Source organism: Streptomyces sp. NPDC021562 (assembly GCF_040640875.1).
Classification (GTDB): Bacteria; Actinomycetota; Actinomycetes; order Streptomycetales; family Streptomycetaceae; genus Streptomyces.
Map to the genome: position 1 here is coordinate 95,452 of NZ_JBFACN010000007.1, position 12,896 is coordinate 108,347.

General features: G+C 72.0%; 10 protein-coding genes. 8 read left to right on the top strand and 2 right to left on the bottom strand.

The window, feature by feature from the left end; all coding sequences use genetic code 11:
* Positions 1-114: 114 nt before the first annotated feature.
* The 5 genes from AB0G52_RS12935 (at position 115) to AB0G52_RS12955 (ending at position 5,659) form a co-directional block, all read left to right on the top strand.
* Entirely contained in the window at positions 115-354 is a 240-nt protein-coding gene (locus AB0G52_RS12935) for a hypothetical protein (RefSeq protein ID WP_132886322.1), read from the top strand.
* Between the two features lie 39 nt (positions 355-393).
* On the top strand, positions 394-1,737 hold the full coding sequence (locus AB0G52_RS12940; RefSeq protein WP_361336298.1) for an NYN domain-containing protein: 1,344 nt from the start codon (positions 394-396) through the stop codon (positions 1,735-1,737).
* A 210-nt stretch (positions 1,738-1,947) separates the two neighbouring features.
* Positions 1,948-2,982 carry an NlpC/P60 family protein gene (locus AB0G52_RS12945; RefSeq protein WP_132886320.1) on the top strand — a complete coding sequence of 345 codons (1,035 nt, stop codon included), beginning with the start codon at positions 1,948-1,950 and terminating at the stop codon, positions 2,980-2,982.
* A 433-nt stretch (positions 2,983-3,415) separates the two neighbouring features.
* Positions 3,416-4,432 carry an NlpC/P60 family protein gene (locus tag AB0G52_RS12950; RefSeq protein ID WP_361336300.1) on the top strand — a complete coding sequence of 339 codons (1,017 nt, stop codon included), beginning with the start codon at positions 3,416-3,418 and terminating at the stop codon, positions 4,430-4,432.
* A gap of 30 nt (positions 4,433-4,462) precedes the next feature.
* Positions 4,463-5,659 (top strand): hypothetical protein, encoded by a 1,197-nt coding sequence (locus AB0G52_RS12955; protein WP_361336302.1) that lies wholly within the window; start codon positions 4,463-4,465, stop codon positions 5,657-5,659.
* Here the strand turns inward: AB0G52_RS12955 and AB0G52_RS12960 are convergent.
* The gene (locus AB0G52_RS12960) at positions 5,644-6,885 is read right to left on the bottom strand and encodes a glycosyltransferase family 87 protein (RefSeq protein WP_132886319.1); all 1,242 of its coding nucleotides are present in this window, start codon (positions 6,883-6,885) and stop codon (positions 5,644-5,646) included. The genes AB0G52_RS12955 and AB0G52_RS12960 overlap by 16 nt on opposite strands.
* A 114-nt stretch (positions 6,886-6,999) precedes the next feature.
* Here AB0G52_RS12960 and AB0G52_RS12965 point away from each other — a divergent pair, with 114 nt between their 5' ends.
* The gene (locus tag AB0G52_RS12965) at positions 7,000-8,142 is read left to right on the top strand and encodes a glycosyltransferase family 4 protein (RefSeq protein ID WP_132886318.1); all 1,143 of its coding nucleotides are present in this window, start codon (positions 7,000-7,002) and stop codon (positions 8,140-8,142) included.
* A 184-nt stretch (positions 8,143-8,326) separates the two neighbouring features.
* Complete coding sequence (locus AB0G52_RS12970) at positions 8,327-9,910, top strand: GMC oxidoreductase (protein ID WP_361336537.1); 1,584 nt, start codon at positions 8,327-8,329, stop codon at positions 9,908-9,910.
* Positions 9,911-9,935: 25 nt separating this feature from the next.
* Here the strand turns inward: AB0G52_RS12970 and AB0G52_RS12975 are convergent, their stop codons facing one another.
* Positions 9,936-11,732 carry an AMP-dependent synthetase/ligase gene (locus tag AB0G52_RS12975; protein WP_361336305.1) on the bottom strand — a complete coding sequence of 599 codons (1,797 nt, stop codon included), beginning with the start codon at positions 11,730-11,732 and terminating at the stop codon, positions 9,936-9,938.
* Between the two features lie 317 nt (positions 11,733-12,049).
* Between AB0G52_RS12975 and AB0G52_RS12980 the strand changes: the two genes are divergently transcribed.
* Complete coding sequence (locus AB0G52_RS12980; protein ID WP_132886316.1) at positions 12,050-12,847, top strand: metallophosphoesterase; 798 nt, start codon at positions 12,050-12,052, stop codon at positions 12,845-12,847.
* The last annotated feature ends 49 nt before the right edge of the window (positions 12,848-12,896 follow it).

The window sequence follows — 12,896 nt, forward strand, 5'->3', positions numbered from 1 at the left end:
ATCGCCTCGCCGCCGTGGACGGGGCGGCGTCGGGTGCCCACCAGGCCGTAGGGTACGAGCCACACGCGTCAGGACGGCGCGTCACGGACACTAGAAGGAAGCGAACAAGCCACGATGACGGTTCCCCTGCCGACCGCCTCCACGCGGTGGCGCTGCACCCTCTGCGGCAACCTCACGCGCTTCGACGTGACCCGCTCGTCGAAGGTCGTCGAGTACGTGCACCTGGACCTGGCCGGTGAGCCCAGTGTCGAGGAGCGCGAGGTGGTCAGTGAGACCATCGAGTCGGTGCGCTGCCGCTGGTGCAACGCGGTGGACCAGGTGGAACTCGTGGACAGGCCGGGCGCCGGCTCCTGAGACCGGGAGCGGCACCGCACAGGTGATGGGGTGTGACGGATGGTGGAGACCACGGGCGGGGGGCCGGGCGACGGCACCGCCGAGGTGCTTGACCGTCCGTTGCCCGACGGCGTGCGACGGCGGGTCGTGCAGATCGTCTCGGACGGGTTCGGCGGGCTGACCGTCGGCGAACTGCCCGCGCAGCTGCGGCAGTACGCCCGGTTCGCCCCCAATCGCCGGGCCAAGTTCGCCGGCAACGCGATGGCGGCCGCGCTGGAGACGGACCCCCTCTTCCGGCAGCGGATCGGGGAGAAGCTGAGAGAGGCCCAGCCGGAACTGGCCGGCGCCCTGGACTCCGGCTCGCCGCCCCCGGCCGCGGACCCGCTCGACGTGGCGGCCGCGGCCTATGTACTGCGCCCCACCGACTGGGTGAAGCTCGTGACGGCGGCCGGCGAGGAGGCCCAGCGGGCGGACGCCGAGCGGGCCGGCGAGGAGAGCCGGGCCGAGCTGGAGCGGCTGCGCGAGGAACTGGACCGGGCCCGGGAGCTGACGCGCAGCGAGACGGAGCGGCTGCGCGCCGAGCTGGACGCGGCGAAGAAGGAAGCCGAATCGCTTCACCGCAAGCTGCGCGCGGCCGTCAGCGACGTCAGGCGCGGTGAGGCCGCGCTGCGCAAGATGCAGGGCGAGCTGGACACGGTGCGGGCCGAGGGGCAGAGCCAGGTGTCCGCCGCCGAGAGCGAGAGCCGGCGGCTCAAGGCGCGGCTCGGCGAGGTCGAGGCCGCCCTGGAGGCGAGCCGCCGGGCCGCCCGCGAGGGGCGCAGCGTCGAGGACATGAGACTGCGGCTGCTGCTGGACACCGTGCTCGACGCGGCCCAGGGCCTGCGCCGCGAACTGGCCCTGCCGCCGGTGTCGGTGCGCCCCGCCGAGACGGTGGACGCGGTCGAGCCGGGCCGGATGACCCCGAAGGACATCGCGGCGCGCGCCCTGTCCGAGCACGACCCGGCCATTCTCGACCAGCTCCTCGCCCTGCCGCAGGCGCACCTGGTCGTCGACGGCTACAACGTCACCAAGACCGGTTATCCGCAGATGCCGTTGGAGAAGCAGCGGCTGCGGCTGCTCGGCCAGCTCTCCCAGCTCGCCGCGGCGACCGGCGCCGAGGTCACCTGTGTCTTCGACGGCGCGGAACTGGCCGCGCCGGTGCTGCTCGCCCCGCCGCGCGGGGTCCGGGTGCTCTTCTCGAAGCCCGGTGTCACCGCGGACGAGCTGATCCGCCAGCTGGTGCGCGCCGAGCCGCCGGGCCGCCCGGTGATCGTCGCCTCGACCGACCGCGAGGTCGCCGACGGGGTCGCGAAGGCGGGTGCCCGGCCGGTGGCTTCTGCGATGCTTCTGAAGCGACTGTCCTGAAAGTGCAACGCGCATATGCAATGCCCGAATTGACCGATCAGTCACGCAACGTAGCGTCAATCCGGCATCACGACAGGTTAGTTATGTGCAAAGAGTGCGTTGCGTGACCAGATTTTTGGCTCCCGGGTTTGAACTGATCACAAGAGGGTCACTAAGGTCTGGCCTCGAACCTCCACACGGGTGATCACTCAAACGAAGGAGCCCGTCTCCGTGGCGTCCCATCGTCGACCCAAGCAGCCGAGCCGTGCACGCGTGACCGTGCTCACCACCGCAGCAGCGGCGGCCGTAGTCCTCAGTGCCAACGCCGCCAACGCGGCGCCCAGCGGGAAGCTGAGCAAGGACGAGGTCAAGGCGAAGGTCGACAAGCTCTACGAGGAGGCCGAGCAGGCCACCGAGAAGCTGGACGGCGCCAAGGACAAGCAGCAGAAGCTGCAGAAGGAGATCTCCACGATCCAGGACAACGTGGCTCGTGGTCAGGAGGACCTCAACAAGCTGCGGGACAGCCTCGGTTCGCTGGCCACCGCGCAGTACCGCTCCGGCGGCATAGACCCCTCCGTCCAGCTCTTCCTCTCGTCGAACCCCGACGACTACCTCGACAAGGCCTCCACGCTCGACCAGTTGAGCAGCCAGCAGGTCGAGGCCCTGAAGAAGATCCAGGACAAACAGCGCGAACTCGCCCAGGAGCGGGCAGAGGCCTCGGACAAGCTCAAGGACCTCTCCGCCACCCGTGCCGAGCTGGCCAAGCAGAAGACCGCCGTCCAGGGCAAGCTCGCCGACGCGCAGAAGCTGCTCAACACGCTGACGGCCAAGGAGAAGGCCGCGCTCGACAAGGAGCAGGCCCAGGCCGCCAGCCGTGCCACCGCCCGGGTGGACCTCGGCAACACCGGCTCCGCCTCCGGCCGGGCCGCCGCCGCCTTCGCCGCCGCCCAGTCCGTGCTCGGCTCGCCCTACGTCTACGGCGCCTCCGGCCCGTCCTCCTTCGACTGCTCGGGTCTGACCTCCTGGGCCTACGCCCAGGCCGGCGTCACCATCCCGCGCACCTCCGAGGCGCAGGCCAACGCCGGTACCCGCATCTACAGCGCGAGCGACCTCAAGGTCGGCGACCTGGTCATCTTCTTCGGCGACTACCACCACGTCGGCCTGTACGCGGGCAACGGCCAGGTGCTGCACGCCCCGCACACGGGTGCCGTCGTCCGCTACGAGGCGATGAGCGACATGACCTTCGAGTTCGGCGTCCGGATCTGACCACCCCATCCGGTCATCGCGCCACCCGTACGGCCGAAGATCAACTCGCTGTGGCGCCCGAACGGGCGAATCCTGTCAGCCTGATATGACCCCCGCCCCGCCCTGACCTGCGTCAGAGGCGGGGCTTCTCGTCGTGCCCCGTGGCGGGTCTTTGGCCGAGGTGTCCCGGCGCGGCTAGCATCGCCGCGTCCGAAGACGGAAATCGTCGGACCTACCGCCGGACGGGCGGAATGTCAGGCCTGTGGAGGCTGCGCGAGACCGACCCGCAAGGGTGGGCCGCGGCCCGTGAAGCAGGAACCCGCGGTGGCGCCGCCGAGCGGCGCGGACCGGAATCCCCCGCCCGCCGGGCGGGGGAGGGCGTCAGTGCCGGCGCGTTCCCCCGGAACCGGGGAAGACCGCCGGCCTCCGACGATCGGAAGGAGTGCGGGCTCCCTTGGGGTCTCATCGCCGTCTCGCACCGTCCGGGTTCAACCGGGGCGCGGGTGCCGCCCTCTGTGCGCTGTCGGCCGCGGCCGCCGCCCTCGGCGCGGTACCCGCGAGCGCCGCCCCGCGCACCGACACCCGGGCCGAGGTGGACCGGTTGTACCAGCAGGCCGAGGAGGCGACCCAGGCCTACGACAAGGCCGACGAACAGGCCGGCACGCTGCGCCGGGAGGTGAACGACTCCCAGGACCGGATCGCCCGCCAGCAGCAGCGCATCAACACCATGCGGGAGGCGCTCGGTTCGCTGGCCGGCGCCCAGTACCGCGCCGGGGGCCTCGACCCCACCGTGGCCCTGCTGTTCTCCGACGACCCCGAGCAGTACCTCGACCGGGCGTCCCTCCTCGACCGCATCGACGTCCGCCGGGCCGGGCAGCTCGGCGCACTCCAGGCGGCGATGCGCGAACTCGCCCAGGAGCGCGCCGAGGCCGCCGGGAAACTCGCCGAACTGGAACGCAGCCGCCGCGCGGTCGCCTCCCACAAGGCCGTCGTGGAACGCAAGCTCGCCCAGGCCCGCACCCTGCTCAACGCGCTGCCCACCGCGGACCGCGCCGCCTTCGAGCACGCCTCCCGCGGTGATGGCCGCGCCGCCCTGGCCGACCTGACCGGCGCGCTCCCTCCCGACGCCCGCGCGGCCGCCGCGATCGCCGCCGCCCGCTCCGCCCTGGGCAAGCCCTACGTCTGGGGCGCCAGCGGCCCCTCCGGCTTCGACTGCTCGGGCCTGATGCAGTGGTCGTACGCGCACGCCGGCATCCACCTGCCGCGCACCTCGCAGGAGCAGCGCTACGCCGGCCACCAGGTCCCGCTCTCCCAGGCGCAACCCGGTGACCTGGTCGTCTACCGGTCCGACGCCAGCCATGTGGCGATGTACGTCGGCAACGGCCAGGTCATCCACGCCCCCTACCCGGGCGCCCCGGTCCGCTACGACCCGGTCGGGATGATGCCGGTGTCCTCCGTCACCCGGCCCTGAATTCCGCGCCCCGCCCCGTACGATCGGCACGTGGCTGGCAGTTGGCGGGCGGGGCGCTCAGGGGCGGTGGGGCTGTGTCTGCTGCTCCTGCCGCTGGCCGGATGCGGTGGCGGACAGCCGTCGGCCGGCACGGCGACGGCCCAGGTGCAGCGGGTCCTGGACCGGCGCGCGGCCGCCGTCCTCGGCCACGACCGGCGCGCGTACGGCGAGACGGGCACCGTCGGTTCGTACGCGGACCTGCGGGCCGTACCGCTCGCGCAGTGGAGCTACCGGGTGACCGCCGTGCACCGGGACGGCGCCGGGGCCACCGCCGACGCCCAGCTCAGCTACCGGATCCGGGACTACGACGCGGCGCCGGTGACCGCCGCCCGCACGCTCACCCTGGACCGCACCGCCGACGGCAGGTGGTACGTCACCCGTGACCGGCCCGCCCAGGAGACCGGCCAGCAACTGTGGGACCAGGGCACGGTACGCACCGTCCGGGGCACCCACAGCCTGGTCCTCGGCGTCGGCCAGTCCGAGACCGCGCTGCGCGGTTACGCCCGCCTCGCCGACACCGCCGTCCCGGAGGTCACCAAGGCCTGGGGCGGGGACTGGACCCGGCGGGTGGTCCTGCTCGTGCCGAGGTCGCTGAACGCCATGGCGGGCCTGCTCGGCGCGCCCGCCGCCAACTACCGGGGGATCGCCGCCGTCACCACCGGGGAGGTGGGAGGCTCCGGGCGGACCCCGGCGGACCGCGTGATCCTCAACCCGGAGGCGTACGCCGTCCTCGCCCCGGTCGGCAAGCAGGTGGTCCTCACCCACGAGACCACCCACGTCGCCACCCGCGCCCACACCACGCCCGCCACCCCGCTGTGGCTCTCCGAGGGCTACGCCGACTGGATCGGCTACCTCGACACCGGCCGCACCCCCGCCGAGGCCGCCCCGGAACTCGCCCGCGCCGTCCGGTCCGGACAGGTACCGGCGGCCCTCCCGGCGGACAAGGAGTTCGGCTTCACCGACGACCCCACCCAACTGGCCCAGGCCTACGAGGGCGGCTGGCTGGCCTGCCGGATGATCGCCGCCCACTGGGGCGAGGAGCGGCTGGGCGCCTTCTACCGGGCCGTCGGCGCCCACCCGGCCCGCACGGGCGCGGTGGAGGACGCCCTGCGCACGGAGCTCGGCACCACCCTGCCGGCCTTCACCGAACGCTGGCGCGCCTACCTGACGGCTCAGCTCGGCGACTGAGTGAGCTTCTCCGACCCGGCGGCCCGCCGGACGGGCACCGGCGGGGACGGCACCACGGCGACGGTGGACCGCCACAGCACGCGCGCGGCCGTACCGGTCGCCGCGACCAGCAGGCCGTTGCGCAGCAGCAGGAGAGTGACGCCGTACCAGTCGCTCACCACGACGTGCGAGAAGCCGATCGGGAACTCCAGGACCGTCACGAAGGCGGCCAGCAGGACCAGCACGGCCGGCACGGTCATCCGGCCGGCCCGGAAGCACAGGCAGACGGCGGCCAGGCCCACCAGCCACACCAGGTACTGGGGGCTGATCACCCGGCTGGTGACCGTGAACATCAGCACGGCGGTGAACGCCGCGTCCGCGAGCGTGTGGGAGCGGAAACGGGCCGCCGACAGCCGCCACAGCAGCAGCCAGCCGAAGGCGAGCACGGTGAGCAGCAGGGCCGCCGAACTCACCGCCCGCACGTGCGGGCCGAGGAACTCGATCGAGCCGTAGTGGAGCAGCACCTCGCCGTGCCAGCCGAAGTGCCGGGCGACGTGGAGGACCAGACCGCCGAGCGACTCCACCTCGGTGCCCCGGTCCCGCTGGAAGGCCAGGAACGCGAACGCGCCCGGCACGGCCACCGCGAACAGCGCTCCGACCGCGCCCGCCGTGAGCGCCGCCCACGCCCAGGCCCGCCGCCGTACCGCACCCACCAGGAGCAGCGCCGGCCACACCTTGACCATCGCGCCGAACCCGGCCAGCGCCCCCATGATCCGGGGATGCCGGGCCCCGGCGAGCAGCGCGGCCACCGCGACGGCGGTGACCATCAGGTCGTAACGGGCGTACACGGTCGGGCCGAGCAGCGGCACGCCGAGCACCCAGACCCAGGCGCCGCGCAGGGTGCGGCCGGGGCGCCGGCCCGTGTGGAGCAGCAGGGACAGCACCACCAGGTCGGCGAGGAGGGCCAGCACGAAGAAGGCGGTCGGGTAGGCGAGGAAGGGCAGGAGGCCGGGGGAGAGGATCGCCAGGGCGGCGGCCGGCGGGTACTGCCAGGTGACGTCGTCCAGCGGGAACGTGCCGTGCCGCAGGACCTCGTACCAGCCCTGGTAGATCACGGACACGTCGGTGGTGACGTCCGCGCCGGGCAGGACGAACACCTTGAGGACGAAGAGCAGCAGCACCAGCCGGGTGACCCCCCAGACGCCGAGCAGCGACGCCAGGGCACGCTTCACGCCCGTCGTGTCCACCTGAGCCCCTGTCCTTCGGCGTGCCGTGTCCGGTCGGGCCACATGATCTCCCGCGAGCCTGTGCGGGAGCCATGAGGCACGGCCGGACGGGCGGTGCGGGTAAGGTCTGCGGCGATGCACAAGACCCTCATCGTCACGAACGACTTCCCGCCCCGGCCGGGCGGGATCCAGGCCTTCCTGCACAACATGGCCCTGCGGCTGGACCCCGAGCGGCTCGTCGTCTACGCGTCCACGTGGAAGCGGAGCCGGGAGGGCGCCCTGGCCACCGCCGCGTTCGACGCGGAGCAGCCCTTCACCGTCGTACGCGATCGTACGACGATGCTGCTGCCGACGCCCGGGGCGACCCGCACCGCGGCCGGGCTGCTCCGGGAGCACGGGTGCACGTCCGTGTGGTTCGGGGCGGCGGCGCCGCTCGGGCTGATGGCGCCGGCGCTGCGCCGGGCGGGTGCCGAGCGGCTGGTGGCCACCACGCACGGGCACGAGGCCGGCTGGGCCCAGCTGCCCGCCGCGCGCCGGCTGCTCGGGCGGATCGGCGAGACGACCGACACGATCACCTACCTGGGCGAGTACACCCGGTCCCGGATCGCGACCGCGCTCAGTGCGCGGGCGGCGGGCCGGATGGTGCAGCTGCCGCCGGGCGTGGACGAGAAGACCTTCCACCCCGGGTCCGGGGGTGCCGAGGTGCGGGCGCGGCTGGGGCTGACCGACCGGCCGGTGGTGGTGTGCGTCTCGCGGCTGGTGCCGCGCAAGGGGCAGGACACGCTGATCCGCGCGATGCCGCGGATCCTGGCCGCCGAGCCGGACGCGGTGCTGCTGATCGTCGGGGGCGGCCCGTACGAGGGCGACCTGCGGCGGCTGGCCCGGGAGACCGGCGTCGAGGCGTCGGTGCGGTTCACCGGGGCCGTGCCGTGGGCCGAGCTGCCGGCGCACTTCGGGGCGGGGGACGTGTTCGCGATGCCGTGCCGGACCCGGCGGGGCGGGCTGGACGTGGAGGGGCTCGGGATCGTGTACCTGGAGGCCTCGGCGACCGGGCTGCCGGTGGTGGCCGGGGACTCCGGCGGCGCGCCGGACGCGGTGCTGGACGGGGAGACCGGGTGGGTGGTGCGGGGCGGGGTCGTGGCGGAGGCCGCCGAACGGATCGTCGTGCTGCTGGGGGACGCGGAGCTGCGGCGGCGGATGGGGGAGCGGGGGCGGCAGTGGGTCGAGGAGAAGTGGCGGTGGGATCTCCTCGCGGAGCGGCTGAAGGCGCTGCTCTAGAAGAGCGGGTCGAGGTTCGGCTGCGGACGCGTCGTGGCTTGTCGCGCAGTTCCCCGCGCCCCTTTCGGGGCGCGTTGTCACTAACTTCGTCGCGGGGCTAGGCGGAACCGGAAAATCCGCACATGCTGCGCGCATGGCAGCAAAACTGATGCAGCGTCAGCTGACGAGACGTCACATTCTGGGCATGATCGCCCTCCAGACCGCCGCCGCGGCCGGTCTCACCCGGGTCCAGCTCCAGTCGGCGCAGGCCGCCGAGGAGGCCGCCGCCGTCGACAACGCGCCCGCCATCGTGGTCGGTTCGGGCTACGGCGGGGCCGTGGCCGCGCTCCGGCTCGGCCAGGCCGGGGTACGCACCCTCATGATCGAGATGGGGCAGCTGTGGAACACGGCGGGCTCCGACGGAAAGATCTTCTGCTCCACCGCCGCCCCGGACCGGCGGTCCATGTGGTTCAGGACCCGCACCGAGGCGCCGCTCGCCACGTTCCTCTGGCTGGACGTCGTCAACAAGGACATCACCGCCTATCCCGGCGTCCTGGACCGGGTGCACTACGACAACATGTCCGTGTACGTGGGACGGGGCGTCGGCGGCGGGTCCCTGGTCAACGGCGGGATGGCGGTCACGCCCCGCCAGTCGTACTTCACCGAGCAGTTCCCGACCGTGGACGCGAGCGCGATGTACACCACGTACTACCCGCGCGCCCGCGCCATGCTCGGCGTGAACTCCGTCGACCCCACCTGGTTCGAGTCGACCGAGTGGTACCAGTTCGCCCGGACCTCGCGGAAGGCCGCCGCCAACACCGGGCTCACCACCACCTTCGTACCGAACGTCTACGACTTCGGGTACATGGCGCAGGAGGCCGCCGGCACCGTCCCGAAGTCCGCGCTCGCCCAGGAGGTCATCTACGGCAACAACCACGGCAAGAAGAGCCTCGACAAGACCTACCTCGCCGCCGCACTGGGCACCGGCAACCTGACCATCCACACCATGGAGAAGGTCAAGGCGGTCACCCGGGCCGGCGACGGGTCGTACGTGCTGAGCGTCGACCGGATCGACACGACCGGGGCCGTGGTCGAGAGCAAGCAGTACAGCTGCACCTACCTGTTCCTCGGCGGCGGCAGCCTCGGCACCACCGAGCTGCTCGTACGGGCCAGGGACACCGGGACGCTGCCCGCGCTCCGTCCCAGCGTGGGCAGCGGCTGGAGCACCAACGGCAACACCATGCTCGGACGCGCCAACCACGTCTGGGACACCACCGGCGCCAACCAGTCGACCATGCCGGTGATGGGCATCGACGACTGGGCCAACACCGACAACCCGGTCTTCGCGGAGATCGCGCCGCTGCCCATCGGGTTCGAGACCTGGGTGAGCCTGTACCTGGCGATCACGAAGAACCCGCAACGCGCCACGTTCACCTACGACTCCGCGAGCGACGCGGTGAAGCTGGGCTGGACCGCGGCCCAGAGCGCGGTCTCGGTCGCCATGGCCAAGAAGCTGTTCGACCGGATCAACGCGGCCAACGCGACGATCTACCGGTACGACCTGTTCGGGTCGTCGAGCAAGGTGTTCGCGGACGACTTCTGCTACCACCCGCTGGGCGGCTGCGTCCTGGGGCAGGCGACCGACGACTACGGCCGGGTGAAGGGCTATTCGAAGCTGTACGTCACGGACGGCTCACTGGTCCCCGGGAACATCGGCGTGAACCCGTTCGTGACCATCACCGCGCTCGCCGAGCGGACGATGGAACGGGTTCTGGCCGAGGACTTCTGAGCCCCGTCGAGCCGCACGCGCCGGCCTACTTCTGGTAGATGGCCTCGATCTCGTTCGCGTAGTCCTTCGCCACCACATTGCGCTTGAGCTTCAGCGACGGCGTCAGGTGGCCCGACTCCTCCGAGAACTGGGAGGACAGAATGCGGAACTTCCGCACCGATTCCGCCTTCGACACCGCGGCGTTGCCGTCGTCGACCGCGGCCTGGATCGCAGCGTTCAGATCCGGGTCGTCACGCAGCGACGCCGCGGTGGCACCCGCCGGCTTCCCGTGCTCGGCCGCCCAGCGGCCCAGGAACTCCTCGTCGATGGTGACCAGCGCGCCCACGAACGGCCGCCCGTCGCCCACCACCATGCACTCCGCGACCAGCGCGTGCGCGCGGATCCGGTCCTCGATCACGGCCGGGGCGACGTTCTTGCCGCCCGCGGTGACGATGATCTCCTTCTTGCGGCCGGTGATCCTGAGGTAGCCGTCCTCGTCCAGGGTGCCGATGTCCCCGGTGTGGAACCAGCCGTCGGCCAGCGCCTCGGCGGTCGCGGCCTCGTTGTTCCAGTAGCCCTTGAACAGGTGCTCGCCGTGCAGCAGCACCTCGCCGTCGTCCGCGATCCGGACCACCGAACCGGGCAGCGGCTGGCCGACCGTGCCGATCTTCTGCCGGTCCCAGGGGTTGAACGCGGTCGCCGCGCAGGACTCGGTCAGGCCGTAGCCCTCCAGGACCGTGAAGCCGATGCCGCGGAAGAAGTGCCCGAGGCGCTCGCCGAGCGGGGCGCCGCCGGAGATGGCGTACTCGCCCTTGCCGCCGAGCACCGCCCGCAGCTTGCTGTAGACGAGCTTGTCGAAGGTCCGGTGTTTGATCTTCAGGCCGAGGGACGGCCCGGACGGCGTGTCCAGCGCCTTGCTGTACGCGATCGCGGTGTCCACCGCCTTGTCGAAGATCTTGCCCTTGCCGTCGGCCTGCGCCTTGGCGCGCGCCGAGTTGTACACCTTCTCGAAGACCCGGGGGACGCCGAGGACCAGCGTCGGCCGGAAGGAGGCCAGCTCGTCGGTGAGGTTCTTGATGTCCGGGACGCAGCCCAGCTTGATCGGCGCCATCATCGGGGCGATCTGCACGAGCCGGCCGAAGACGTGCGCGAGCGGGAGGAAGAGCAGCACGGAACACTCGCCGGTGCGGAACAGCGGGCGCAGCCGCTCCACGATGTTCCCGCACTCCGCGAAGAAGCTGCGGTGGGTGAGGACACAGCCCTTGGGGCGCCCGGTCGTACCGCTCGTGTAGACGATGGTCGCCGGGTCGTCCGCCTTCGCCTGCGAGCTGCGCTCCTCGACGGTCGCGTCGGTGACGCCCTGGCCGAGCCCGCCCAGCTCCTCCAGAGCGCCGGCCTCGATCCCCCAGACGTGCTTGAGCGCGGGCAGTGTCTCGCGCACCGACTCCACGGCGGCCGCGTGGCTGTCGAGTTCCACGATGCAGGCGGTGGCCCCGGAGTCGCTGAGGATCCACTGCACCTGCTCCGGCGAGCTGGTCTCGTACACCGGCACGGTGACCGCGCCGGCGCACCAGATCGCGAAGTCGAGGAGCGTCCACTCGTAGCGGGTGCGGGACATCAGGCCGACCCGGTCGCCGGGCTGGATCCCGGCGGCGATGAGGCCCTTGGCGGCCGCGTGCACCTCGGCGAGGAAGGCGGTGGCGGTGACGTCCTGCCAGACACCGCCGACCTTGCGGGCCATCACGGCGACGTCCGGATGCTGCGCGGCGTTTCTGCGGACGATGTCGGTCAGATTTCCGTCCGCGGGGACCTCGTACAAAGCCGGAAGGCTGAACTCGCGCAAGACTGCTGCTCCTCATAGGGCGCCGGCGCCACGACGTTGTGCGATGCGACGGTGCGGTCCACGGCTCGGGCAGGTACTCAGGGCTTCGCCGCGGGCCGGAAGATCCGTTGGTTGAAATCCTGAGCACGACTGGACTGCCCGGACGTTACCCGCCGGTATGGCTTCTTCGACAGGGGGTCCCGGCGAGATGTTCGCTGCGTCACACAGGTGGGTGTTCCTTTGCGTACGGTAGTCCACGGCCTTAGTGACTGACCAGTAACCGCAGGTCCGCCCATCGCCTGTTCACAAGTGCGCCGCCCGACCTACCCTTGATCACCATGGCAGCCACACCCCCCGGCACCCGAAGGAACCGCGTCCACGTCGTCAGCGACGTCCACGGCAACGCCCGTGACCTGGCCAGGGCCGGCGACGGCGCCGACGCCCTGGTCTGTCTCGGCGACCTCGTCCTCTTCCTCGACTACGCCGACCACTCCCGCGGCATCTTCCCCGACCTGTTCGGCGTCGAGAACGCCGACCGTCTCGTCGAACTGCGCACCGCCCGCCGCTTCGAGGAGGCCCGGGAGCTGGGCGCGCGGCTGTGGGGCGGGATCGGCATGGACCGGGCGAGCGCGATCGAGAAGGCGGTGCGCAAGCAGTACGCCGAGCTGTTCGCGGCGTTCCCGGCGCCGACGTACGCGACCTACGGCAACGTCGACATGCCGCAGCTGTGGCCCGAGTACGCGGGGCCGGGCACGACGGTCCTGGACGGGCAGCGGGTGGAGATCGGCGGGTGGGTGTTCGGCTTCGTGGGCGGCGGCCTGCGCACCCCGATGCGCACCCCCTACGAGATCTCCGACGAGGAGTACGCGGCGAAGATCGAGGCGGTCGGCGAGGTCGACGTGCTCTGCACGCACATCCCGCCGGAGGTCCCCGAGCTGGTCTACGACACCGTGGCGCGCCGCTTCGAACGGGGCAGCCGTGCGCTGCTGGACGCCATCCGGCGCACCCGGCCGCGCTACTCCCTGTTCGGACACGTCCACCAGCCGCTGGTGAAACGCATGCGGATCGGGGCCACCGAGTGCGTGAACGTCGGGCACTTCGCCAGTGCGGGGCGGCCCTGGGCGCTGGAATGGTGACAGCCCCGGACATGGGGGTGAAGTCGGCCGGGCGGGCGCGCGGTAGCCT